The sequence below is a fragment of the Streptomyces sp. NPDC054834 genome (assembly GCF_053611185.1).
Genome location: NZ_JBSGZV010000001.1, coordinates 265,891 through 288,438, shown reverse-complemented (window position 1 = coordinate 288,438; position 22,548 = coordinate 265,891). Strand labels below are relative to the sequence as shown.

The following is a 22,548-nucleotide window of genomic DNA, read 5'->3' as shown; positions in this document are numbered from 1 at the left end:
GGTCCGGTGGGCGGACGGCCGTCCGCGGCACAGGGCGGGTATGGGACCCTGTGCGGCATGAACGAGCAGTCCAACCGAGCCGTGGCGGCCCCCGCCGACCAGTACGTCCTCACGCTCTCCTGCCCGGACAAGCAGGGCATCGTGCACGCCGTGTCGAGCTACCTGTTCATGACCGGCTGCAACATCGAGGACAGCCAGCAGTTCGGCGACCACGACACGGGACTGTTCTTCATGCGGGTCCACTTCTCGGCGGAGGCGCCGGTGACGGTGGACAAGCTGCGGGCGAGCTTCGCGGCGATCGGTGACTCCTTCCACATGGAGTGGCAGATCAACCGGGCCGACGAGAAGATGCGCATCGTCCTCATGGTCAGCAAGTTCGGGCACTGCCTGAACGACCTGCTCTTCCGGGCACGGACCGGGGCGCTGCCGGTGGACATCGCGGCGGTGGTCTCCAACCACACCGACTTCAAGGAGCTGGTGGGTTCCTACAACATCCCCTTCCACCACATTCCCGTGACGAAGGACACCAAGGCGGAAGCCGAGGCGCGGCTGCTGGAGCTCGTGCGCGAGGAGAACGTCGAGCTGGTGGTGCTGGCCCGGTACATGCAGGTCCTCTCCGACGACCTGTGCAAGGCGCTCAGCGGGCGGATCATCAACATCCACCACTCCTTCCTGCCGAGCTTCAAGGGCGCCAAGCCGTACCACCAGGCGCATGCGCGGGGTGTGAAGCTGATCGGGGCGACGGCGCACTATGTCACCGCCGACCTCGACGAGGGGCCGATCATCGAGCAGGAGGTCGAGCGCGTCGGGCACGACGTGACCCCGGACCAGCTCGTCGCCGTCGGACGGGACGTGGAGTGCCAGGCGCTGGCGCGGGCCGTGAAGTGGCATGCGGAGCGGCGGATCCTGCTGAACGGGCGGCGCACGGTGGTGTTCGCGTAGGTTGCCCACGTAGCTGCGGGCAGTCGTGCCGCCGGGGCGGCACGGGTGGGCGCAGCGGCACCCCGCCGGCGCGGGCGGGCGAAACCCGTCCCGCCCGGCAACGGCACGGGGTAGCGCTACGGCCGACGGAGATCACATCCGGCTCAGTGACGCCGCCGCGAACAGTACGTCCCTGATCGCGTCCCGGTCGCCGAGTTGACCCGCCGCCGCCTCCGTCGGAGACACATGGCCCGCTGCCAGGCGGCAGAACTCGACGCCGTCCAGGGCGACATGGGCGATCTCGTGGTCGGCGGACCCCAGCGCGGCGGGGGAGTCCAGCGGGATCAGCCACTCGCCGCCGCCCAGGCCCTCGATCTCCAGGCGCAGGCTGCGGCCCGGCGTGCCCGCCTCGACCAGGTGCCGGGTGGGGGCGGGCGAGGCCAGGCCCGAGCGGCGCCGGACGGCCAGGACGGTGGGCAGCATGCGGGCCGCCAGGTCGATCATCGCGTGCAGGTGGCGGGGCGCGGGCGGCCCGTAGGGGTAGTCCACGGCCTCCGCGATGTCCTCCGCGTGCACCCAGCACTCGAAGGCCCGGTCCAGCATCGCGTCGTGCAGCGGCAGCGTGAAGTCACCGTAGGGGACCGGGCGTTCCCCGGTGCCGCCGCCGGTGAACGAGACCGTCCGCACCAGGTGGTGGCTCTGCTCGCGCCACGGCGCCCGCACGGCCCGGGTGGGCGGGAAGCGGGAGGCCCGCCAGAACGCCTCGGTGCGGGCGGCGGGCCCGGCCGGCTGCTCGCTGTCCGCGACGGCGTGCACCTCGGCCAGCGGGTCCTCCAGACCCAGCGCCACCGCCACCAGCCCGTCGACGGACAGCAGATGCGCGATGACCCCGGCGACGGTGGTACGGCGGCTCGTCGGCGCGTCGCCCGTGAACCAGCGCAGCCGTACCGGGGCATGCCACTCCGCGTCCCCGAAGTCCTGGAGCAGCGCGTCCAGGCGCGCGCTCTCGGCGTCGTACGGAACCGCCCACTCCGGCACCGGGATGCGCGGCGGACGCCGCTCCAGGCAGCTCTTCAGGACGCGGGTGCGCAGCCCGGGGTCCAGGTCGAGGCTCTCGGGCTGGTGCAGCAGGCCCACCGCCCCGCGCAGCCGCAGCGCCTCCTCCGCGCACGGGCCGCACTCGCCCAGGTGCGCCTCGACGGCCGCCGTCTCCGCGGCCGAGCAGGCGGCCAGCGCCCACGCCCCGAGCAGTGACTTCAGGATGTCGTGCGGCAGCTCCAGCGGCAGGGGCGGGAGCGTGTCCAGTTCGGGCAGCGGCAGCCCGCTGTCCTCGACGGAGGCGCGGGGCAGCGGTATGCGCGGGCGTTCCGGGGCGGGGCCGGGTCCCTTGCCGCCGGGTCCGGTGCCGCCCTCGTCGTCGCCGGCGCCCGTGCCGTCGTACTTCTCGAAGCCCGTCACACCGCGCCCCTGTGTCCGGGCGGTGCCGCGTCGTGGGCGGTGGAGAGCAGTTGCAGGCCCAGGCGGAGCCGGCGGCGGGCCTCGTCCTCGGTGACGCCGAGGTCGGTGGCGGTCTGGCGGTAGTCACGGCGCTGGACGTAGGCCAGTTCCAGGGCGGCGCGCAGCGGGGCGGGCATGGAGTGGACGATGTAGTCGGCGCGGGCGGCCACCGAGGCGTGCCGCACCTTGAGCTCCAGTTCCTCGGTGAAGTCCTCCGGGGAGCCGGTCCCGCCCCGGGTGAGCGCGGCGGTCTCGGTGGCGCGCAGCCGCTGCACGGCGAGCCGGTGGGTCAGCGTGGCCACCCAGGTGCGCAGGGGGCCCTGCCGGGGGTCGTAGGTGTCGGGGTGTTCCCAGACGTGGGCGAAGACCTCGCGGGTGATGCCGTCGGCGGCCCGTTCGTCGCCGAGGACGCGGTGGGCGAGGCCGTGCACGAGGGAGGCGAACCGGTCGTAGAGCTCGCCGAGGGCGGCCGCCTCGCCGCAGGCGAGCCGCTGCTGCATGCTGCGGTCCCAGCGGGGTGGCGCGTCCTTCTTGGCCATCCGGCCCTCTCCCCCTCCCTGTGCCCCTGTCCAGCCTGGATCCACCGTGTCCTCGAATGTAGTCGGCACGTCGGACAACGCACGCCCCTTTGTGCCAATGTGCGCCCCCGGACGACCCGCAGGTGGTAGTGGACCTTCGCCGTATCTCACGCGACCTCCACTCGGCGAACACGCGATGAGCACGCGATGAGCACGCCCTGACCGTCTCCGATCGAACAGGATCGGACCTGACCGAAACAAGTCCCTTGACGACCGCCTGTCGTTTGACGTCAGGGGTTTCCGGGAACGGCCGCTGGGCAGCCGCGCGGAAAGAAGCGTAGGAACTGCTTCCGTTTCTGGTGGGGCCAGGCGGCTCCGGGCGGTTCCGGGAGATCCGGTGAGCGGAGGGCATGCCGTGGCGTTCAAGGTGACCGGCGTCCAACGAGGTGAGTGGGCCGTGCTCGGGGTCTCGGGCGAACTGGACCTGATGACCTCGCCGGTGCTGCGCCAGCGGGTGCACGACGCGGTGGCCGAGGGCCACCACAGCCTCGTCCTCGACCTCTCGGACGTCTTCTTCTGCGACTCCAGCGGCGTCGGCGTGCTCATCGCGGCCCGCCGCCTGTTCCGCTCCTGCCAGGGCCGGCTGCGGCTGATCCTCCCGGACCACGGCGCGGTCGACGGCTCCCACGTCAACCGGGTCCTCGGCGCGCTCGGCGTACGGCGGCTGTTCGACGTCTACCCCGACATCACGGCGGCGGTGGACGACGAGCCGCTGTCGGCCTGAACCGGCCGTGGTGCTCAGCCGTATCGTGACCGTGCCACATTGTTGTCCCGGAATTGCCCCGGTCTTGGTGCGACCTTCGCTTTCGCGTGCCCGGACGCCCCGCGGCGTCGTACGCTCCGAGCCGGACGTACCCCCACGTGAGTAAGGCGGCCCGAAAGACATGGTCAGCACCGAGTACGAGCGCAGGATCGCCGCCCGGTTCGCCACCTTCGACCAGGACGGCAACGGATACATCGACGGGCTGGACTTCAGCCGCGCGGCCAAGGCGCTGCTCACCGAGTTCGGTGTGACGGCCCGCTCCGACAAGGGGCAGGCCCTGTACGCCGGCGCGGAGGCGTTCTGGCAGGGCATGGCGGGGATCGCGGACCGGGACGGCGACCAGCGCATCAACCGTGAGGAGTTCGTCACCGGCGCGGTCAAGCGGCTGCGCGACAACCCGGAGCGGTTCGCGGAGATCGCCCGCCCCTTCCTGCACGCGGCCCTGGCCGTGGCGGACACCGACGGGGACGGCGCGGCCACCGTCACCGACACCGCGCGCGTACTGCGGGTGTTCGGCGTCCCGGAGGACCTCGCGGGGACGGTCGCCGCCGGCCTCGACACCGACGGCGACGGCAAGGTGGAAGAGGCGGAGATCGTCCCGGCCTTCGCCCGCTACTTCACCGTCCCCGAATAGCGCTCGCGCAGCTTGTACTTCAGCACCTTCCGCAGGGTGTCGTTGCGCGGAAGGGCGTCCACCACCTCCAGCTGCTCCGGCAGCTTGTGCACCGACAGCCCCTCCGCGCGCAGATACGAGGTGACGGCGGCCAGCGTCAGCTCCTCTGCCCCCGGAGGCTGTGCCGCCGGCTCGACCACCGCGCACACCCGCTCCCCGCGCTCGGCGTCCGGCAGTCCGATCACCGCCACGTCGCCCACCGCCGGGTGCCCGTGCAGCAGGTCCTCGATCTCCTTCGCCGAGATGTTCTCCCCCTTGCGGATGATCACGTCCTTGCGGCGCCCGGTGAGCACCAGGTGCCCGGTTCCGGTCAGATGCCCGAGGTCGCCGGTGCGCAGGAACCCCTCCTCGTCGAAGGCCTCCGCCGTCTGTGCCGGATCCAGATACCCCTGGCACACGGCCTCGCCGCGCAGCCGCACCTCCCCGTCGACGATCCGTATCTCCATCTCCGCCGGAGGCCGCCCCTCCGTCGTCGCCAGGTTCTCCGCCGTGTCGTCCGGCGAGCCCATGGTGATCATCGGCACCTCGGTCATGCCGTATCCGTGGGTGAGCTGCACGCCCATCTCGCGGGTCACGGCGTGGTAGATCTCCGGCGGTTTGGGGGCCCCGCCGCCCGCGAGGAGCCGTAGCGTCGGGATCACCTTCGTCCCCGGCCGCTTGCGCTGCTCGGCGAGGAACATCGAGTAGAACGCCGTCGACCCGCCGGCCACCGTCACTCCGTGCCGGCGGTATCCCTCCAGCGCGTCCGGCAGCGCGAACTGCTCGAACATCACCGCCGGGAAGCCGTACAGCAGCAGCATCACCGTGTAGTCGGGGCCGGCGATGTGCGCGTACGGGAAGGCCATCGAGCCCACGTCGTCCGCCGTGAGGTGCAGGGCGTGCGCGAGGCAGGAACCGCCCGCGATCAGCGAACGGTCCGTGTGCAGCACGCCCTTGGGGTCGGAGGTGGTGCCCGAGGTCCAGTAGATCCAGCGCACGGAGGTGCCCGCGGCGGGCGGGGCGGGGAGCACCGCCGGATCGCCGCCGGGCAGGTCGTCGTACGCCTCGAAGACCCCCTTCGCGCCGAGCCGCCGCGCCATCTCCGTGTGGTCGTACCCCCGCCAGGTCCCCGGCACCGCGAAGAACTCCGCCTTCGACTCCCGCAGCGCGAAGGCGACCTCCCGGTCCCGGTAGAAGGGGATGACCGGCGACTGCACGGCGCCGAGCCGGGCCAGCGCGAAGGACAGCAGGGCCGTCTCGATCCGGGTGGGCAGCTGCCAGGCGACCACCGTGCCGGGGCGTACGCCCATGCCGTACAGGCCCGCCGCCACCCGCTCGGCGCCCTCGCGCAGCCCGCCGAAGGTCAGGGCGCGGTGGTCCGGCCCGTCGCCCTCGAGCAGGACCGGGCGGTCGGGGGTGAGGTCGGCGCGGCGGGCGAGAAGCTCCCAGAGGGTGCGGGAGGCGCTGAGCGCGTATGCGGTGTCGGTCACGTCGGTCACGTCGTTCACGGCGACGGGCTCCCTCACAGCTGACGGTTAGTCAGATCGTGCCGCAGAGCGTAGGGCTGTGCGCCTTGTCGGTCCAGGGGTCGCGGACTAGCCTGCTGGGCGCGAAGAGAATCTGACGATCCATCAGATATATAGTCGGACGGAGGGCGCCATGACCGAACTGCCCCGCATCATCAGCGTCGACGACCACGTGATCGAGCCCGCGCACCTCTTCGAGACCTGGCTGCCGGCGAAGTACCGCGACCGCGGTCCCAAACCGCTCACCGCCGGCATCGGCGAGCTCGCCTACGTCGGCGGCAAGTACCAGATCACGATGGACCCCGACGGCCCGCCGACCGACTGGTGGATCTACGAGGACCTGAAGTTCCCGTACAAGCGCAACATCGCCGCCGTCGGCTTCGACCGGGACGAGATGACCCTGGAGGGCATCACCCGGGAGGAGATGCGCCGCGGCTGCTGGGACCCCGTCGCACGTCTGAAGGACATGGACCTCAACCACGTCGAGGGCAGCCTCTGCTTCCCGACCTTCCCGCGTTTCTGCGGGCAGACCTTCGCCGAGGCGCACGACAAGGAGGTCGCGCTGGCCTGTGTGCGGGCCTACAACGACTGGATGGTCCAGGAGTGGTGCGGGGACAGCGGCGGGCGGCTGATCCCGCTGTGCCTGATCCCGCTGTGGGACGTGGAACTGGCCGTCGCGGAGATCCGGCGCAACGCCGAGCGCGGGGTGCGGGCGGTGACCTTCTCCGAGATCCCCACCTACCTGGGCCTGCCCTCCATCCACTCCGGCTACTGGGACCCGTTCTTCGCGGCCTGCCAGGAGACCGGGACGGTCGTCAACATGCACATCGGCAGCAGCTCGCAGATGCCCGCCGCCTCCCCCGACGCGCCCCCCGCCGTGCAGGCCTCGCTGTCCTTCAACAACGCCATGGCATCGATGATGGACTTCCTCTTCAGCGGGGTGCTCGTGAAGTTCCCCCAACTCAAACTCGCCTACTCCGAGGGCCAGATGGGCTGGATCCCGTACGCCCTGGAACGGGCCGACGACGTGTGGGAGGAGCACCGTGCCTGGGGCGGGGTGCGCGACCTGATCCCGGAGCCGCCGTCGACGTACTACTACCGGCAGATCTTCTGCTGCTTCTTCCGCGACAAGCACGGGGTCGCGTCCCTCGACGTCGTCGGCCGGGACAACGCCACCTTCGAGACCGACTACCCGCACGTCGACTCGACCTTCCCGCACACCAAGGAGGTCGCCCTCGACCATGTGAAGGGCCTCGACGACGAGACGGTCCACAAGCTCATGCGGGGCAACGCGATCCGCATGCTCTCCCTGGACCTCGACAAGTAGCCGCCCATGGACCTGACGTACACGCCCGAGGAGGAGGAGTTCCGGGCCCGGCTCCGGGAGTGGCTGGGCAAGGTGCTGCCCACGCTTTCCGCGAAGCCCTCCCCGGACGACTGGCCGGCCCGCCGCGCCCACGACCTCGGCTGGCAGCGGATGCTGTACGACGCCGGGTACGCCGACGTCCACTGGGACGCCTCGCCGACCATGCGGCTGATCTTCCTGGAGGAGACGGAGAAGGCCGGCGCTCCCTACGTGGGCGCCAACTTCGTCGGGCTGCTGCACGCGGGGCCGACGATCGCCGCCGAGGGGACGCCCGGGCAGCGGGCGCGCTGGCTGCCGCCGATCCTGCGCGGCGAGGAGGTGTGGTGCCAGGGGTTCAGCGAGCCGGAGGCCGGGTCCGACCTGGCGTCGCTGCGCACGCGCGCGTGGCGGGACGGCGGCGACTACGTGGTGAGCGGGTCCAAGATCTGGACCTCGCACGCGGAAGTCGCCGACTGGTGCGAACTGCTGGTCCGCACGGACCCGGAGGCGCCCAAGCACAAGGGCATCACGTGGCTCGCGATGCCGATGGACGCGCCGGGCGTCACCGTACGGCCGCTGCGGACGCTCGCGGGGTCGGCGGAGTTCGCCGAGGTGTTCCTCGACGAGGTGCGGGTGCCGGTCGCCAACCGGGTCGGGGCGGAGAACGACGGCTGGCGGGTGACCATGGTGACGCTGTCCTTCGAACGCGGCACGGCGTTCGTCGGCGAGGTGGTGGCCTGCCGCCGGGTCCTGGGCGAACTGGCCCACGAGGCACGGCGGAACGGCCGCTGGGACGATCCGGTTCTGCGGCGGCGGCTCGGGCGGCTGAACGCCGAGTTCCGCGCGCTGTGGCGGCTGACGCAGTGGAACGTCAGCGAGGCCGAGTCGAGCGGCGGGGTGCCCGGGGTCGGCGGTTCGGTCTTCAAACTGAGGTACTCGCACGCCCGTCAGGAGCTGTACGACGCGGCGGCCGACGTCCTCGGCCCGGACAGTCTCGACCTCGACCGGCCCTGGGTGCTCGACCGGCTCTCCGCCCTGTCGTACACCATCGCGGCCGGTACCTCGCAGATCCAGCGGACCATCGTGGGCGAGCGGATTCTAGGGCTGCCGAAGGGGCGGTGAGCCGGGTTTGCGATTCCAACTGACCGATGAGCAGCGCGCCTTGCGGGACGGCGTGCGGCAACTGCTGGCCCGGCGCTTCGACGCGGGGGCGCTGCGGGCGGCGGTCGCGGAGCCCGGCCTCGACCGGACGCTGTGGCGGGAGCTGGGCGAGGCCGGATTCTTCGCGCTGCGGCTGCCGGAGGCGGACGGCGGGGCCGGAGCGGGCCTGCCCGAGGCGGCGCTGGCCTTCGAGGAAGCCGGGCGGGCGCTGCTGCCGGGCCCGCTGGTGGCCACCCACCTCGCGGCCGGGACCGTGCCGGGCGCGGCCACCGGGGAGGCGGTGGTGACCGCCGTGGACGGCGGCCTGGTGGAGTGGTTGGCCGAGGCCGACACCGTGCTCGGGGACGCCTCCGGGGCTGTACTCCTGCGGTCGGCGGACCCGCTGACACCGCTGCACCGTGTTCCCGGGGGTCCCGGGGGCCGCGCGCCGGATCCCGTCGCCGTGCTCCTCACCGCCGCCGAACAACTGGGCACGGCCGCGCGCGTGTGCGAGCTGTCGGTACAACACGCCCGGGCGCGGAAGCAGTTCGGGCAGCCCGTCGGGGCCTTCCAGGCGGTCAAGCACCTGTGCGCGGAGATGCTGGTCCGGGCCGAGACCGCCCGCGCCGCCGTGTACGCGGCGGCCGTCACCGCCGATCCCGTGGACATCGCGGCGGCCCGGCTGCTCGCCGACGAGGCGGCCGTGCGCGGCGCCCGCGACTGCCTCCAGGTGCACGGCGGCATGGGCTTCACCTGGGAAGCAGAGGTGCACCTGCATCTGAAGCGAACATGGGTGCGAGCCCAACGTGCTGGTGGTGTCACGGAGAGTGAGGAGTCACTCGCCGCCGATCTCCTCGCCTGAAGCGGCCACAAGGCGCCTGTGCTGGGAGGTCGGCGTACCGGCGACCGGGAGATGTCGCGGATCGTGGCACAGTGTGATCACGGAGCGTTGATACCGGGGTGTGCCCTGCGCGCCACTCGTCACCCCTCGCAGTCGGTGACTGCTCCGGTACCTTGTGTGGGATGCGAGTGGCCCAGAGCTCGAACCGTGCCGGTGAGGCGCCCAAGGCGGCCTCGCAACCGGCTTGTTCGACTCTCCGGGATGACCGTCGCACAGTATGCCGTACAGGTACTCCTTCGCGCTGGAATATGCCCGAAGCGCTTGTTGAGGTGACTGTACGTCAACCATGCTGTCTTCCAAGGGAATCACGTTCCGTGACCCCTGCTCTGGCCGTTGTTCTGGCCATGCAGAAAATGGCTACGATCGTGGCCCTCGTCGTGGTGCTCGTCGCGACCCTGGTCGTGGCGTTCGCGTGGCGTGGGTTCATGTGTCCGCCGGTTCGGATGGTGTGAGCGGTGCAGGTGCTTCAAGTGCAACTGGAGATCCGGCCCGACCCCGCGGAGGTGGGGCGGGCCAGAAGGTGGGCGCGCTCGCGGCTCGCCGGGTCCGGGATGGCGGACGACGAGTCGCTCGCCGAGACCCTGATCCTGCTCGTCTCCGAACTGGTCACCAACGCCGTGGTGCACACCGGGTGCCCGGCCGTGCTGCGGCTCTCCCTGCCCGGCGCGACGGCGGACCCGGCCACCGTGCGCCTGGAGGTGGCCGACACCAGCACCCGCGCCCCCGTGCCCCGGTGCGCGGGCGACGACGCCACCGGCGGCCGCGGCCTGGCCCTCGTCGACGGCCTCGCCGACCGCTGGGGCTGGAGCCCGGAAGGCGCGGGCAAGCGCATCTGGTGCGAACTGGACCGCTGCGAGGAGCCCGGGCGGGCCGCGGCGGTGGCTTGCGGGCTCACGGCGTTCGACGGGCTCGCCTTCGAGGCGGTGTAGCCCCGGTGCACGGGGGTGCGGACGGCCTGGCCGGGTCGTCGCGACCCCGGGGCGATGCGCCGGGTGTGCATCCGTGCGCGTCCGCCGCGAATCGGGCGTAAGCAACAAATCACCGTACGGGTGTTGACGCGCCGTGATGGCCTGATCACGCTTGTGTTCATCGATTCGCCGCGAGGGGACGGCGAGGGTCCGGGTGACGGGGCCCTCGGCGAGTGTGGGTCGGGGCCGGATGGCGGCGTGCGGGACCGCGCTCGGGGCGGGCGCCGGCGCGCCGCCAGCCGGATACCCCACCGCGTCAGAGGACGGCGACGGGTGCCACGGGCGTACCGGTCGCGCCGACGAACGGTTCGGGCATCGCCGACAGCAGGAACGCGTACCGCCCGACTTCTCCACAGGCTGTGGACAACTCTTCGAGATTCCAGTTCTGGCCCTGGAGCATCCCCATCTCCACCAGATCGAGGGCATGCACCGGCAGCCACAAATCCTCTATCTCCGGAGGAAATATCTCAAAGGTGAGGGTGTCGTTGGCGACCGCGGCGACATCCCGCGCGTGGAACCACTCCGGCGTACGCACCGACAGCCCCGGCGACGGATAGCCGTACCCGTGCTTGTCTCCCGCCAGATACACCTGCACCTGTCCGGTCCGTACGAGCACGACGTCCCCCGCGCGCACCCGCGTCCCGGCGAGATCCTCCGCCGCCTCCAGATCCTCCGGAGTGACCGCGTGCCCGCCCTCCAGGCGGTCCACCCCGCGCGCGCGTGCCACGTCCAGCAGCACCCCGCGCGAGACGATGTGCCGCGCCTTGTCGATGCCGCCGAACCCGGCCCCGCCGTGCGCGGTCACGGAGTCGGCGGGGCGGCCGTTGTACAGCTTCCCCGAGTGCGACACATGGGCCAGCGCGTCCCAGTGGGTGCCCGCCTGGAGCCCCATCGTCACGGCGTCGTCGCTGCACGCCACCGTCCCCGGTCCGAACAGCTCCTGGTTGATCTGCACCATCGCGTGCAGCGGATTGACCCGCCCCGGGATCATCCCGGTCTGCACGCCGTCCTCCTTGAGCGGCAGCGTGAGGGGGATGCGGCGCCCGGTGCGGACGGTGGCCGCCGCCTCGCGCACCACCTCGTCCGTGATCAGGTTGAGGGTGCCGATCTCGTCGTCGGCCCCCCAGCGTCCCCAGTTGTTCACGCGCTTGGCGATGTCGTGGAACTCGGGATGGAGTGCGGCCAGTGACATCTCGGTCCTCCCGGGGCTTGTCTCCTCGCATCCGGCGCGCCATAAAATCTAACGGACCGTCAGAAACCGCGGGAAGGGGCCGGGCGTGGGGAACTTCTTGGCAGGCAAGGCCGTCGCCGTGACCGGCGCCGGGCGGGGCATCGGACGGGCGGTCGCCCTCGCGGCGGCGGCCGAGGGCGCGAAGGTCGTCGTCAACGACTACGGGGTGGCCACCGACGGCACCTCACCGACCAGCGAGGTCGCCGACGCCGTGGTCAAGGAGATCGAGGCGGCCGGCGGCGAGGCCGTCGTCGTCGCCGACGACATCTCCACCATGGCGGGCGGTCAACGGGTCGTCGACACCGCCCTGTCGGCGTACGGGCGCCTCGACGGGGTCGTCTGCGTGGCCGGGATCCTGCGCGAGCGAATGCTGTTCAACATGACCGAGGACGAGTGGGACCCGGTCCTCGCCACCCATCTCAAGGGCACCTTCACCGTGTTCCGCGCGGCCTCCGCGGTGATGCGCAAGCAGAAGTCCGGCACGCTCATCGGCTTCACCAGCGGCAACCACCAGGGGTCCGTGTCCCAGGCCAACTACAGCGCCGCCAAGGGCGGCATCATCTCGCTCGTCCGCAGCGCGGCCCTCGGCCTTCACAAGTACGGGGTCACCGCCAACGCGGTCGCGCCGGTCGCGCGTACCCGGATGTCCGCGGGCGTCCCGACGGAGCTCAAGGAGATCGGGGAGCCGGAGGACGTGGCCGCGCTGGTCGTCTACCTGCTGTCGGAGCGGGCGCGGGAGCAGCGGATCACCGGGCAGGTGTACACGATCGCGGGGCCGAAGCTGGCGGTTTGGGCTCAGCCGTACGAGCTGCGCTCGGCTTACCGGGAGGGGCACTGGACCCCGGAGGCCCTTGCCGACTTCCTGCCGGGTTCGGTGGGGGTCGATCCCATGCCGATGCTTTCTCAGCTGGAGGCCATGGAGAGGGCGGCGCGGGATGGTTCTCGGCCGAACGCCCAGTAGCTCGGGTGGTGCGGTCGTTTGGCGGCTGCGGGTTGGTTGTGGCTTGTCGCGCCCACGCGGCGGAGCCGCATGTCGATACAGCCCCGCGCCCCTGAGGTGGGCTTGTGCGACCGGCGCTGAGAGGAGACGCCCGTGAACTTCGAATTCACTTCCGATGATGATGAGTTCCGGATCGAGGCCCGCGCCTGGCTCGCGGAGCACGCCGGGAATGTCCCGGACCGCCGGGCCTGGGAGCGCACCCTCGGCGGGGCCGGGTGGATCGGGCTCGGGTGGGCCGAGTCCGGGTACGGGAACCGGACCGCGACGCTCACGCAGCAGGTGGCCTGGGCCGAGGAGTACGCGCGCTCGGCGGCGCCGCCGCGCTCCGGGCACATCGGGGAGAACCTGCTCGCGCCCACCCTCATCGCACACGGCACCGACGAGCAGAAGGCGCGCTTTCTGCCGCCCATAGCTGCCGGTGAGGAACTCTGGTGCCAGGGCTACAGCGAACCGGGCGCCGGGTCCGATCTGGCGGGTGTACGCACCTCGGCGGTGCGTGAGGGATCGTCCTACCGGATCACCGGCCAGAAGATCTGGACCTCCCTCGCCCACGAGGCCGACTGGTGCTTCGTGCTTGCCCGCACCGACCCCGGCTCCCGCCGCCACCACGGACTGAGCTTCCTGCTCGTGCCCATGGACCAGCCGGGCCGCGTCGAGGTGCGGCCCATCCGGCAGATGACCGGCACCAGCGACTTCAACGAGGTCTTCTTCGACGGGGCACGCGCGCGCGTGGAGCACGTCGTGGGCGGCGAGGGCGACGGCTGGCGGGTGGCGATGAGCCTGCTCGGCTTCGAGCGGGGGGTGTCGACGCTCGCCCAGCAGATCGGGTTCACCGAGGAGTTGGGGCGGGTCGTCCGGGCGGCCCTCGACACCGGCGCCGCCGACGATCCCGTCGTACGCGACCGTCTGGTCCGGCAGTGGGCCGAGCTGCGGGTGATGCGCTGGAACGCCCTGCGCACGCTCGGTGGTTCCGGCGACCCGGGCGCCCCGAGCGTGGCCAAGCTGCTGTGGGCGGGTTGGCACCAGCGGCTCGGGGAGCTGGCGATGGCGGTGCGCGGGGCGGCGGCGAGCGCGGGCCCGGCCGACTGGTCGCCGGCGGCGCCGTACGAACTGGACGCGTTCCAGCATCTGTTCCTGTTCTCCCGGGCCGACACCGTCTACGGCGGCTCGGACCAGGTGCAGCGCACGATCATCGCCGAGCGCGTGCTCGGTCTGCCGAGGGAACCGAAGGGCTGAGGGGGCCGAGCGATGCGTGGTGTGGTGTTCGACGGCGAGCAGGTGCGGGTCGTGGACGATCTGGCGGTACGGGATCCGGGACCCGGCGAGGTGCGGGTGGCGATCTCGGCGGCCGGGCTGTGCCACAGCGACCTGTCGGTGCTGAACGGGACCATCCCCTTCCCCGTCCCCGTGGTCCTGGGGCACGAGGGCGCCGGAGTGGTGGAAGCGGTCGGCGCGGGCGTCACGCATGTCTCGCCCGGCGACCACGTGGCCCTGTCCACGCTCGCCAACTGCGGCACGTGCGCGGAGTGCGACCGGGGCCGGCCGACGATGTGCCGGAAGGCGATCGGACGGCCGGGGCGCCCGTTCACCAGGGGCGCGGACACGCTGTACCAGTTCGCGTCCAACTCCGCGTTCGCCGAACGCACGGTGGTGAAGGCCGTGCAGGCGGTCCGCATCCCGAAGGACATCCCGCTGCCCTCCGCCGCGCTCATCGGGTGCGCGGTGCTGACCGGCGTGGGCGCCGTGCTCAACCGGGCCCGGGTGCGGCGCGGGGACAGCGTCGTGGTGATCGGCACCGGCGGGATCGGGCTGAACGTCCTCCAGGGGGCGCGGCTCGCGGGCGCCCTGCGGATCGTGGCCGTGGACAACAACCCGGCGAAGGAGGCGGCGGCCCGGCAGTTCGGCGCCACCGACTTCCTGACCTCGACGGAGGGGGTGAGGGACCTGCTGCCCACCGGGGCCGACCACACCTTCGAATGCGTCGGCCGCATCGAGCTGATCCGCCGGGCGATCGACCTCCTCGACCGGGAGGGCCAGGCGATCCTCCTCGGCGTCCCCCCGGCCACGGCCGAGGCGTCCTTCCTGGTCTCCTCGATGTACCTGGACAAGGCGATCCTGGGCTGCCGCTACGGCTCCTCCCGCCCCCAGCACGACATCGCCCTCTACGCCGAGCTGTACCGCCGGGGCGACCTGCTCCTCGACGAACTGGTGACCGCGGCCTACCCGGTGGAGGACTTCGAGAAGGCGCGGGCGGACGCGGAGGCCGGGCGGGTGGCGCGGGCGGTGCTCACCTTCTGACCGCGCGTGTGGTGACCGTGGCCTGGAACGTCCGCCGGTACGCCGTCGGTGTCACCCCCAGCGCCGCCTGGAGGTGCTGACGCATCGACTGGGCCGTGCCGAACCCGGCGTCCCGGGCCACCTGGTCGACGGACAGGTCGGTGGACTCCAGCAGGTGCCGGGCCCGCTCGACGCGTTGCTGGGTGAGCCACTGGCCGGGGCTGACACCGACCTCCTCGCGGAAGCGGCGCGTGAAGGTCCGTACCGACATCGACTCCTGCGCGGCCATGTCCCGCAGCTGGATCGGCTCGTGCAGCCGGCCCAGCGCCCAGGCCCGGGCGCCGGTCGTGGTGGCCTGCTGGGGGGCGGGCACCGGCCGTTCGATGTACTGCGCCTGCCCGCCGTCCCGGTGCGGCGGTACGACCGTACGGCGGGCCACGTCGTTGGCGACCGCCGTGCCGTGGTCGCGGCGCACCATGTGCAGGCACAGGTCGATGCCGGCGGCGACGCCCGCCGAGGTGAGGATGTCGCCGTCGTCGATGAACAGCACGTCCGCGTCGACCCGGATGTGGGGGAAGAGGCGCTGGAAGCGGTCGGCGTCGGCCCAGTGCGTGGTGGCGGGGCGGCCGTCGAGGAGGCCCGCGGCGGCCAGGACGTAGACGCCGGTGCAGATGGAGGCGAGCCGGGTGCCGGGGCGGACGCGCGCGAGCGCGGCGGCCAGCTCCTCGGTCAGTACGCCCTCCTCGAAGACCGGGCCGAGTTCGTACGAGGCCGGGACGATCACCGTGTCGGCGGTGGCCAGCGCCTCGGGTCCGTGCGCGACGTGGATGGCGAAGTCGGCGTCGGTGTCGACCGGGCCGGGCGGCCGGACCGAGCAGGTCACGACCTCGTACAGGTGCCGTCCCCGGGCGTCCTTGGGGCGGCCGAAGATGCGGTGCGGGATGCCCAGCTCGAAGGGGAGCAGGCCGTCCAGGGCGAGGACGACGACGCGGTGCGGGCGGAAGCCTGTGGCCGTTTCCATGGCCCGATCCTAGCGAATGCTGTCCTTCGGGCCACTCGATGCGCGCGGGCCCGCGGCGGAAGCTTTATGGCGTGACCCAGACAACCGAGGCCGTGGCCACCGCAGAGGAAACCCCACCAGTCAATAAGCCCCGCATCCACAGGGCATGGTTCGTCGCCGCCGTCACCTTCGTGACGATCATCGGCGCGGCGGCCTTCCGCTCGCTGCCCGGACTGCTCATCGACCCGCTCCACCAGGATTTCGGCTGGTCGCGCGGCACCATCGGGGCGGCCGTCTCCATCAACCTCGCGCTGTACGGGCTCACCGCGCCGTTCGCCGCCGCGCTGATGGACCGCTTCGGCATCCGCCGGGTGGTGGCCGTCGCGCTGACCGTGATCGCGCTCGGATCGGGCCTGACCGTGTGGATGACGGCGGCCTGGCAACTGATGCTGTGCTGGGGCCTCCTGGTCGGCCTCGGCTCCGGCTCCATGGCGCTGGCCTTCGCCGCTACCGTCACCAACCGCTGGTTCACCGAGGGCCGCGGCCTGGTCAGCGGCATCCTCACCGCCGCCTCCGCCTCCGGCCAGCTGATCTTCCTGCCGGTGCTGTCCTGGCTGGTCGAGAACCACGGCTGGCGCCCGGCCGCCGTCACGGTGGCGCTCGCCGCCCTCGCGGTCGTGCCGTTCGTCTGGCTGCTGCTGCGCGACCACCCGGCCGACGTCGGCCAGAAGCCGTACGGCGCGCAGGAGTTCGTCCCCAAGCCGCCCCCGGTCACCGGCGCCGCCCGCCGCGCCCTCACCATCCTCTCCTCCGCCGTCCGCACGGGCCCGTTCTGGCTGCTCGCCGGCACCTTCGCGATCTGCGGCGCCTCCACCAACGGCCTGATCCAGACCCACTTCGTGCCCGCCGCCCACGACCACGGCATGCCGGTCACGACGGCGGCCTCCCTGCTCGCGGTCATCGGCGTGTTCGACGTCGTCGGCACGATCGCCTCCGGCTGGTTCACCGACCGCTTCGAACCGCGCCGCCTGCTCGCCGTGTACTACGCGCTGCGGGGCCTCTCCCTGCTGTTCCTGCCGATGCTGCTCGGCCCGAGCATCCACCCCCCGATGATCTTCTTCATCGTCTTCTACGGCCTCGACTGGGTCGCCACCGTCCCGCCCACCCTCGCCCTGTGCCGCGAGCAGTACGGCGACGACAGCGCCATCGTCTTCGGCTGGGTCCTCGCCTCCCACCAGGTCGGCGCGGCCCTCGTCGCCTACCTCGGCGGCGTCGCCCGGGACGTCTTCGGCTCCTACAACATGATCTGGTACGCCTCCGGCACCCTGTGCGCGGCGGCGGCCCTGATGGCCCTGGTGATCCGGCGGAAGCAGGCGGTCCCCGTGCCGGCGGTGGCCTAGGCCCTGCCGTCGGACTCGCGCCGGCTCAGAGGAAGCGCCCCTGGTGGAACAGCAGGGGCGCTTCGTCCTGGCCGCCCGTCCCCAGCGCGTCCACCCGTCCCACCACGATGAGGTGGTCACCCCCGGTGTGCACCGCGTGGATCGTGCAGTCGAGCCACGCGACCGTGCCCGCCAGGCGCGGGGAGCCGGAGACCGGGGCCGCGTCGTACTCCACGCCCGCGAACTTGTCCGCGCCGCTCACCGCGAAGCCGCGGCACAGGTCGCCCTGGCGGGCGGCGAGGACGTTGACGCAGAAGGCGCCCGCGCGGGCGATGCGCGGCCAGGTCGTCGACGCCCGGCCGACCATGAAGGCGACCAGGGGCGGGTCGAGGGAGAGGGAGGAGAAGGACTGGCAGGCGAAGCCGGCGGGGGAGTGGGCGCCTTCGGCGGACGGTGCGGTGATCACGGTCACGCCCGTCGCGAAGTTCCCGAGGACGCGCCGGAACTCGGCCTGGTCCACGGGGGCGCGTTCGTCCGCGCCGACGCAGCGCAACTCCGGGCGCGGCAGCGCTTCCACGGCGGCCGGGGTCCCGGCCGACCTGAGATAACGGACGGCGGCGGCGGCCGCCCCTGCGTGTCCCATCACGCCTTCCATTGAAGCTGACGGCTCGTCAGATGGGAAGGGTCGCGCCGGGCCTCACCGGCCCCTGAACTCCGCGCTTCTGCGCTCCACGAACGCGGCGAGACCCTCACGCGCGTCCGCCGTCGTCATGTTGATCTCCTGCGCGGCCGCCTCCGCGGCGAAGGCGGTGGCGCGGTCGGCGTCGAGGGAGGCGTTGACGAGCTGCTTGGTCAGGGCGAGGGCGCGGGTGGGGCCGGAGGCCAGCCGCTCCGCCCACGCGCGGGCCGTCTTCGCCAACTCCCCGTCCGGCATGACCCGGTTGACCAGCCCGAGCCGCTCGGCGTCGGCGGCGGTGAGCGCGTCGCCGAAGAACATCAGCTCCTTGGCCCGCTGCGGGCCGATCAGCCGGGGGAGGAGATAGGCGCCGCCGCCGTCGGGTACGAGTCCGCGCCGCACGAACACCTCGATGAACCTGGCCGACTCCGCCGCGAGCACCAGATCGCAGGCGAGGGCGAGATGGGCGCCGAGACCGGCCGCCGTACCGTTCACGGCGGCGATCACCGGCTTCTCGCAGTCCAGGACGGCGCCGGTGAGCCGCTGGGCACCGAGGCGGAGCACGCGCGCCACATCACCGGCGACCCGCTCGCCCGCCCCCGCACCGCCCCGCAGATCGGCCCCCGCGCAGAAACCGCGCCCGGTCCCGGTGATGACCACGGCCCGTACCTCCGGGTCGGCCGAGGCGTCCGCCAGCAGCGCGATGACACGTTCCCGCTGGCCGGGCGTGAGGGCGTTGAGGGCCTCGGGCCGGTTGAGCGTGATGCACGAGACCTGACCGGCCCTCTCGTGCAGCACCGACGTCTCCGCCATCAGCGGCACACCGCCAGCGCGTCCAGCGCCACCGCGCCCTGCCCCCGGGGCAGCACCATCAGCGGGTTGATGTCCAGCTCCGCCAGCTCGTCCCCGAGCTCCAGCGCCATGCGCTGCACCCGCAGCACGACCTCCACGAGCGCGTCCAGATCGGCCGGCGGCCGTCCCCTGACCCCGTCCAGCAGGGCCCGACCGCGCAGTTCCGCGAGCATGTCCCGGGCCTGGTCCTCGCCGAAGGGCGGCACGCGTACGGCCGCGTCGCGCAGCACCTCCACCAGCACCCCGCCGAGCCCGACGGTCACGGTCGGCCCGAACAGCTCGTCGTGGGTGACGCCGACGACCATCTCCACGCCCCGCTCGACCATCTGGCACACCAGGACGCCGTCCAGCGAGACGCCCTCGTAGCGGGCGATGTCGGTCAGCTCCCGGTAGGCGTCCCGGACCTGGCTGGCCGAGGTCAGGCCGATCTTCACCAGACCGAGCTCTGTCTTGTGGGCGATCTGCGCGCCGGAGGCCTTCATCACCACCGGGTAGCCGACCTGGCCCGCCGCGCGCACGGCCGCCGCCGCGCTGGTCACCAGCTGCTCGCGCGGCACCCGGATGCCGTAGGCGCGCAGCAGCTGCTTGGCGGCGTGCTCGCTCAGCTGCTGGCCGGGCCGCATCAGCATGCGCGCCTTGCGGAAGGAGGGCGAGGGGGTGCGGGGCGCCTCGTCGAAGGGGGAGCGGTAGGCGTGGACGAAGCGGTGGTGGTCGAGGTAGGCGCGGACGGCGGTGAGGCAGTTGCCGACGGTGCGGAAGGTGGCCACCCGGGAGGACCCGAGCAGCACCTCCCGGTACGCGGGCTCGGTGCCGACCGGTGACCCCCACACCACGCACACCAGCTTGTCCGAGTGCTCCGCGGCGTCGACGAGATCCCGGACGAGCTTGTCGCTCAGCGGCGGGAAGGGTCCGGTGACCGGGCAGATCAGCACGCCCACCTCGGGGTCGTCGAGGATCGCGTCGATGATCTTCCGGCCGCGTTCGTCGCCGACCGGGTGGCCGCCGTTGTCCACCGGGTTGGCCACGTTCAGGTACTCGGGTATCCACTGGTGCAGCTCGGCCTGCCTGCCCTCGGACAGCACCGGCAGCCTGAGGCCCGTCCCGGCGGCCAGGTCGGCGACGTGCGCGCCGGTGCCGCCCGAGATGGAGTAGACGACGACCCCGTCGGCGCGCGGTGCCCGGGCACGGGCCAGCAGGGCGGCGGTGTCCTGGAGTTCGTCGAGGCCGTCGACCCGGATCACGCCGTACTGCCGCATCGCCGCGTCCACCACGTCGTCGGCCCCGGTCAGCTTGCCGGTGTGGGAGGCGGCGGTACGGGCCCCCGCCTCCGTGCGCCCCACCTTCACGGCGACGACCGGGACCTTGCGGCGGGCGGCCCGGTCGGCGGCGAGCAGGAAGGACCGGCCGTCCTTCAGGCCCTCGACGTAGGCGGCGATGGCCCCGACCTCCGGTCGTTCGGCGAAGTAGGAGATGAAGTCGGCGGTCTCCAGGTCGGCCTCGTTGCCGGTGGGCGCCCAGTGGGAGAGCCGGATGCCGAGCTCCTGGAGGGCGAAGACCGGCCGTCCCTGGTGCCCGGACTGGGTGATGAGGGCGATCGCCGGGCCGTCCAGGTCATCCCGGAACCGCTCGAAGGCGTTGAGGTTGGTGTTCGGCCCGAGCAGCCGGAGGCCGGAGCGCCGGGCGGCCGCCGCGAGCCGGGCCTGGGCACGGGCGCCCTCCTCGCCGGTCTCCGCGAACCCGGAGGCGAAGGCGACGGCGAACCTCACCTTGGCCTCGGCGAGTTCCTCGATCACCGGCAGCGGGTCGGCGACCAGCAGCACGGCCAGGTCCACCTGCTCGGGCAGGCCGGCGACGGAGGGGACGCAGGGGACGCCGAAGACGGCCGGCCGGCTGGGATGCACCGGATGCACCCGAGCCCCCACCCGCTCGGCCCAGCACAGCAGTTGCCTTGTGATGCCGGTGTTGGGCCGCCCCTCCGCGTCCGAGGCGCCGATCACGGCGACGGACCCGGGCCGGAAGAACCGGTCGAGATCGGGTACGTCCCGGTGCAGTGGACGCCCGCTGACGTCCAGCTCGTCCACGTCGGCCGCCCGGCCGTGAACGGCGGGCCCGGTCCGGGGCTCACCGCAGGCGACGACCCGGGCCCGGCGGGAGTCGGTGGTGAGGGTGCCGTGGGTTGATCCAAGCATCGGTCCGCCCGCTCCTGTGTGACAGCCATCCAACTGACGCTCTGTCAGATTACTGAACTGACGTACTGTCAGGAATGGGTCGTGCACGCAAAGATGCCCCCAGGACGACCGGAGCGGCTGGTAGCGTCCAGGCGGTGAGCGACGGTGTGTACGTGGGTAACGCGGGCAAGGACGCGGCGCTGGACCGAGGATGGCTCCTGGGGCACTTCAAGGACACCGGCGATCCCCGGCACAGCGAGGCCGTGGAGATCAAGTGGGGCGTCCACCCGCGCGGTGACGAGAGAGCGGCATGGGTGGAGGGGGAGGAGCGCACGGCTCTCCTCGTACTCGTCAGTGGCCGCTTCCGCGTCGAACTTCCCGGTCGCAGTGTCGTCCTGGAACAGCAGGGCGACTACGTCGTGTGGGGTCGCGGGGTCGACCATTCCTGGTTCGCCGAGCAGGACTCGGTGGTGCTGACGGTGCGCTGGCCGTCGGTGCGGGGCTACGCGGTGACGCGGGAGCGTCCTGCTTAGGACACGCCCTGCCCCACTCTCGGCTTCGCTCGAGCGGGAGGGCCCCCTGCGCGGGGGACCCTCATCGCGTCGACGCCCGGAAGATGCCGCCGATGGGGTTGGTGAAGCCTGGCGGGAGAGCGACGGGCGGCGGTCAGTCGCAGGCGTCGACGTGCGTCTGCCGGTCGATGATCGCGACACCGTCCGACCACATCAGGGCGTTCACCACCGCGCAGTTCGGCTGGAACGTGGAGGCGCTGCTCTCGTACTTGACCGGCCCCGCGTACTCGGAGTACGTGCCTTCGTCGACCTTGCACGTGGTCCAGCACAGCTTCAGCTTCATGTGCTTCTTGGACCCGGTGTTGTTGTCGAAGACGGCGCATGCGCCGTCCGTCCCGCCCGTTGTGTACTTGGCGTACGTGAACAGGGTTCCGAACCGACGGGAGTCCGGAAGCTGTTCCGCCCGTGCCAGTTTGTATCCGCTTCCGCACAGCGTGGCGGCGGCACGTACCGCCGCGGGATTCGCCGCCGCGAGCGCACGTGTCTGCGCGTTCGCCGTCGGCGCGAGCCCGACCTTGGTGATGGACACCTTCGCGGGAGCCGGCTTCGACTCCTGGGCGAGGGCTTGCGGAGCTGCGAAAACCGAAGAGATGACAGCGGTGGACAGGGCAAGAGCAGGCAGCAGTCTGCGCATGGCGGTGTTCCCCCATTTGATGAAGGCGCAAGGAGACCGGCCCGTGGTGGCACGCGCGTGTGTGGTCTCGGTTGCGCTGAGCTTGTAGTGGTCGTCCGCTCCCGTCCCGCCCGGACGATGCGGGCGGGCAGTTCCCCAACTGACCGGGAGCAGGCCGTCACTTTAGTCACACGGTCACCGGTGGACGCAAGGCCAATTCGATGCCGATTAAGCCAAGAGGCACTGCCGGCCGGCCGGGCGCACGGGGCGACCGGCACGGTCGAACTGTCGAACACAAGCCATACTTTGATCGAGTTTCAGACGAGCGTACGGCCTGCAACACGGGCGTCGACGCTGCCGCTCGGGTGGCACCCGACAGCGGACGGCGAGGTGGACTGTCCCGCTGAAAGCGCCCTGTTCGCCGACCTGATGACCAGCGGCGGAACGCCGGCTCATGCGGACGATCGGCGAGCGCCGGTGCGCCCGCGA

The 22,548-nt window shown here is 72.0% G+C and carries 22 protein-coding genes; 13 read left to right on the top strand and 9 right to left on the bottom strand.

All coding sequences use genetic code 11. The features are described from left to right. Positions 1–57 precede the first annotated feature (57 nt). Positions 58–942 (top strand): formyltetrahydrofolate deformylase, encoded by an 885-nt coding sequence (gene purU, locus ACWGJM_RS01315; RefSeq protein WP_453409591.1) that lies wholly within the window; start codon positions 58–60, stop codon positions 940–942. Between the two features lie 132 nt (positions 943–1,074). Here purU and ACWGJM_RS01310 read toward each other — a convergent pair whose 3' ends face one another. Both ACWGJM_RS01310 and ACWGJM_RS01305 read right to left on the bottom strand, forming a co-directional pair. Continuing rightward, positions 1,075–2,379: a maleylpyruvate isomerase N-terminal domain-containing protein gene (locus ACWGJM_RS01310; protein ID WP_453409590.1), complete on the bottom strand. Its 1,305-nt coding sequence runs from the start codon at positions 2,377–2,379 to the stop codon at positions 1,075–1,077. Then, the gene (locus tag ACWGJM_RS01305; protein WP_453409589.1) at positions 2,376–2,957 is read right to left on the bottom strand and encodes a sigma-70 family RNA polymerase sigma factor; all 582 of its coding nucleotides are present in this window, start codon (positions 2,955–2,957) and stop codon (positions 2,376–2,378) included. Before ACWGJM_RS01305 ends, ACWGJM_RS01310 begins: the two co-directional genes overlap by 4 nt. A 394-nt stretch (positions 2,958–3,351) precedes the next feature. Between ACWGJM_RS01305 and ACWGJM_RS01300 the strand changes: the two genes are divergently transcribed. Together ACWGJM_RS01300 and ACWGJM_RS01295 are read left to right on the top strand one after the other, a co-directional pair. Next, positions 3,352–3,720: an STAS domain-containing protein gene (locus ACWGJM_RS01300; RefSeq protein WP_453409833.1), complete on the top strand. Its 369-nt coding sequence runs from the start codon at positions 3,352–3,354 to the stop codon at positions 3,718–3,720. A 160-nt stretch (positions 3,721–3,880) separates the two neighbouring features. Further along, positions 3,881–4,393, top strand: a complete 513-nt coding sequence (locus ACWGJM_RS01295) for an EF-hand domain-containing protein (RefSeq protein ID WP_453409588.1) — start codon at positions 3,881–3,883, stop codon at positions 4,391–4,393. On the opposite strand, the gene ACWGJM_RS01290 is transcribed toward ACWGJM_RS01295, so the two are convergent. After that, entirely contained in the window at positions 4,372–5,901 is a 1,530-nt protein-coding gene (locus ACWGJM_RS01290) for a class I adenylate-forming enzyme family protein (RefSeq protein ID WP_453409832.1), read from the bottom strand. The two genes, ACWGJM_RS01295 and ACWGJM_RS01290, sit on opposite strands and share 22 nt — an antisense overlap. A 169-nt stretch (positions 5,902–6,070) precedes the next feature. On the opposite strand from ACWGJM_RS01290, the gene ACWGJM_RS01285 reads away from it, so the two are divergent. The 5 genes from ACWGJM_RS01285 to ACWGJM_RS01265 all read left to right on the top strand — a co-directional run bounded on the left by ACWGJM_RS01285 (position 6,071) and on the right by ACWGJM_RS01265 (position 10,252). Then, positions 6,071–7,264, top strand: coding sequence for an amidohydrolase family protein (locus tag ACWGJM_RS01285; protein ID WP_453409587.1), 1,194 nt, complete (start codon positions 6,071–6,073; stop codon positions 7,262–7,264). A 6-nt stretch (positions 7,265–7,270) separates the two neighbouring features. Continuing rightward, entirely contained in the window at positions 7,271–8,404 is a 1,134-nt protein-coding gene (locus tag ACWGJM_RS01280; protein ID WP_453409586.1) for an acyl-CoA dehydrogenase family protein, read from the top strand. Positions 8,405–8,411: 7 nt separating this feature from the next. Continuing rightward, a complete protein-coding gene (locus tag ACWGJM_RS01275; RefSeq protein ID WP_453409585.1) occupies positions 8,412–9,284 on the top strand; it encodes an acyl-CoA dehydrogenase family protein in 873 nt (290 codons plus the stop codon). A 353-nt stretch (positions 9,285–9,637) separates the two neighbouring features. After that, positions 9,638–9,775: a hypothetical protein gene (locus ACWGJM_RS01270; protein ID WP_453409584.1), complete on the top strand. Its 138-nt coding sequence runs from the start codon at positions 9,638–9,640 to the stop codon at positions 9,773–9,775. Positions 9,776–9,793: 18 nt separating this feature from the next. Continuing rightward, positions 9,794–10,252, top strand: a complete 459-nt coding sequence (locus tag ACWGJM_RS01265; RefSeq protein ID WP_453409831.1) for an ATP-binding protein — start codon at positions 9,794–9,796, stop codon at positions 10,250–10,252. A 295-nt stretch (positions 10,253–10,547) separates the two neighbouring features. Here ACWGJM_RS01265 and ACWGJM_RS01260 read toward each other — a convergent pair whose 3' ends face one another. Then, positions 10,548–11,483 (bottom strand): cyclase family protein, encoded by a 936-nt coding sequence (locus ACWGJM_RS01260; protein ID WP_453409583.1) that lies wholly within the window; start codon positions 11,481–11,483, stop codon positions 10,548–10,550. 85 nt (positions 11,484–11,568) lie between these two features. Here ACWGJM_RS01260 and ACWGJM_RS01255 point away from each other — a divergent pair, with 85 nt between their 5' ends. The 3 genes from ACWGJM_RS01255 to ACWGJM_RS01245 all read left to right on the top strand — a co-directional run bounded on the left by ACWGJM_RS01255 (position 11,569) and on the right by ACWGJM_RS01245 (position 14,820). Beyond that, the gene (locus ACWGJM_RS01255; RefSeq protein WP_453409582.1) at positions 11,569–12,483 is read left to right on the top strand and encodes an SDR family oxidoreductase; all 915 of its coding nucleotides are present in this window, start codon (positions 11,569–11,571) and stop codon (positions 12,481–12,483) included. Between the two features lie 132 nt (positions 12,484–12,615). After that, positions 12,616–13,758 (top strand): acyl-CoA dehydrogenase family protein, encoded by a 1,143-nt coding sequence (locus ACWGJM_RS01250; RefSeq protein ID WP_453409581.1) that lies wholly within the window; start codon positions 12,616–12,618, stop codon positions 13,756–13,758. A gap of 12 nt (positions 13,759–13,770) precedes the next feature. Further along, positions 13,771–14,820, top strand: a complete 1,050-nt coding sequence (locus tag ACWGJM_RS01245; RefSeq protein WP_453409580.1) for a Zn-dependent alcohol dehydrogenase — start codon at positions 13,771–13,773, stop codon at positions 14,818–14,820. On the opposite strand, the gene ACWGJM_RS01240 is transcribed toward ACWGJM_RS01245, so the two are convergent. Further along, positions 14,810–15,820: a GlxA family transcriptional regulator gene (locus ACWGJM_RS01240; RefSeq protein WP_453409579.1), complete on the bottom strand. Its 1,011-nt coding sequence runs from the start codon at positions 15,818–15,820 to the stop codon at positions 14,810–14,812. The genes ACWGJM_RS01245 and ACWGJM_RS01240 overlap by 11 nt on opposite strands. A gap of 71 nt (positions 15,821–15,891) precedes the next feature. Between ACWGJM_RS01240 and ACWGJM_RS01235 the strand changes: the two genes are divergently transcribed. Continuing rightward, positions 15,892–17,199 (top strand): MFS transporter, encoded by a 1,308-nt coding sequence (locus ACWGJM_RS01235; protein ID WP_453409578.1) that lies wholly within the window; start codon positions 15,892–15,894, stop codon positions 17,197–17,199. A 25-nt stretch (positions 17,200–17,224) separates the two neighbouring features. Here the strand turns inward: ACWGJM_RS01235 and ACWGJM_RS01230 are convergent, their stop codons facing one another. Genes ACWGJM_RS01230 through ACWGJM_RS01220 form a run of 3 tightly spaced genes read right to left on the bottom strand, consistent with a single transcriptional unit; the run spans position 17,225 to position 20,895 of the window. Continuing rightward, positions 17,225–17,821, bottom strand: coding sequence for a flavin reductase family protein (locus ACWGJM_RS01230; protein WP_453409577.1), 597 nt, complete (start codon positions 17,819–17,821; stop codon positions 17,225–17,227). Positions 17,822–17,875: 54 nt separating this feature from the next. Continuing rightward, the gene (locus ACWGJM_RS01225; RefSeq protein WP_453409576.1) at positions 17,876–18,667 is read right to left on the bottom strand and encodes an enoyl-CoA hydratase/isomerase family protein; all 792 of its coding nucleotides are present in this window, start codon (positions 18,665–18,667) and stop codon (positions 17,876–17,878) included. Beyond that, the gene (locus tag ACWGJM_RS01220) at positions 18,667–20,895 is read right to left on the bottom strand and encodes an acetate--CoA ligase family protein (RefSeq protein ID WP_453409575.1); all 2,229 of its coding nucleotides are present in this window, start codon (positions 20,893–20,895) and stop codon (positions 18,667–18,669) included. Before ACWGJM_RS01220 ends, ACWGJM_RS01225 begins: the two co-directional genes overlap by 1 nt. Before the next feature lie 134 nt (positions 20,896–21,029). Here ACWGJM_RS01220 and ACWGJM_RS01215 point away from each other — a divergent pair, with 134 nt between their 5' ends. Then, positions 21,030–21,407, top strand: coding sequence for a signal peptidase I (locus ACWGJM_RS01215; protein WP_453409574.1), 378 nt, complete (start codon positions 21,030–21,032; stop codon positions 21,405–21,407). A 133-nt stretch (positions 21,408–21,540) separates the two neighbouring features. Here ACWGJM_RS01215 and ACWGJM_RS01210 read toward each other — a convergent pair whose 3' ends face one another. Further along, on the bottom strand, positions 21,541–22,080 hold the full coding sequence (locus ACWGJM_RS01210) for a hypothetical protein (protein WP_453409573.1): 540 nt from the start codon (positions 22,078–22,080) through the stop codon (positions 21,541–21,543). Positions 22,081–22,548 lie beyond the last annotated feature (468 nt).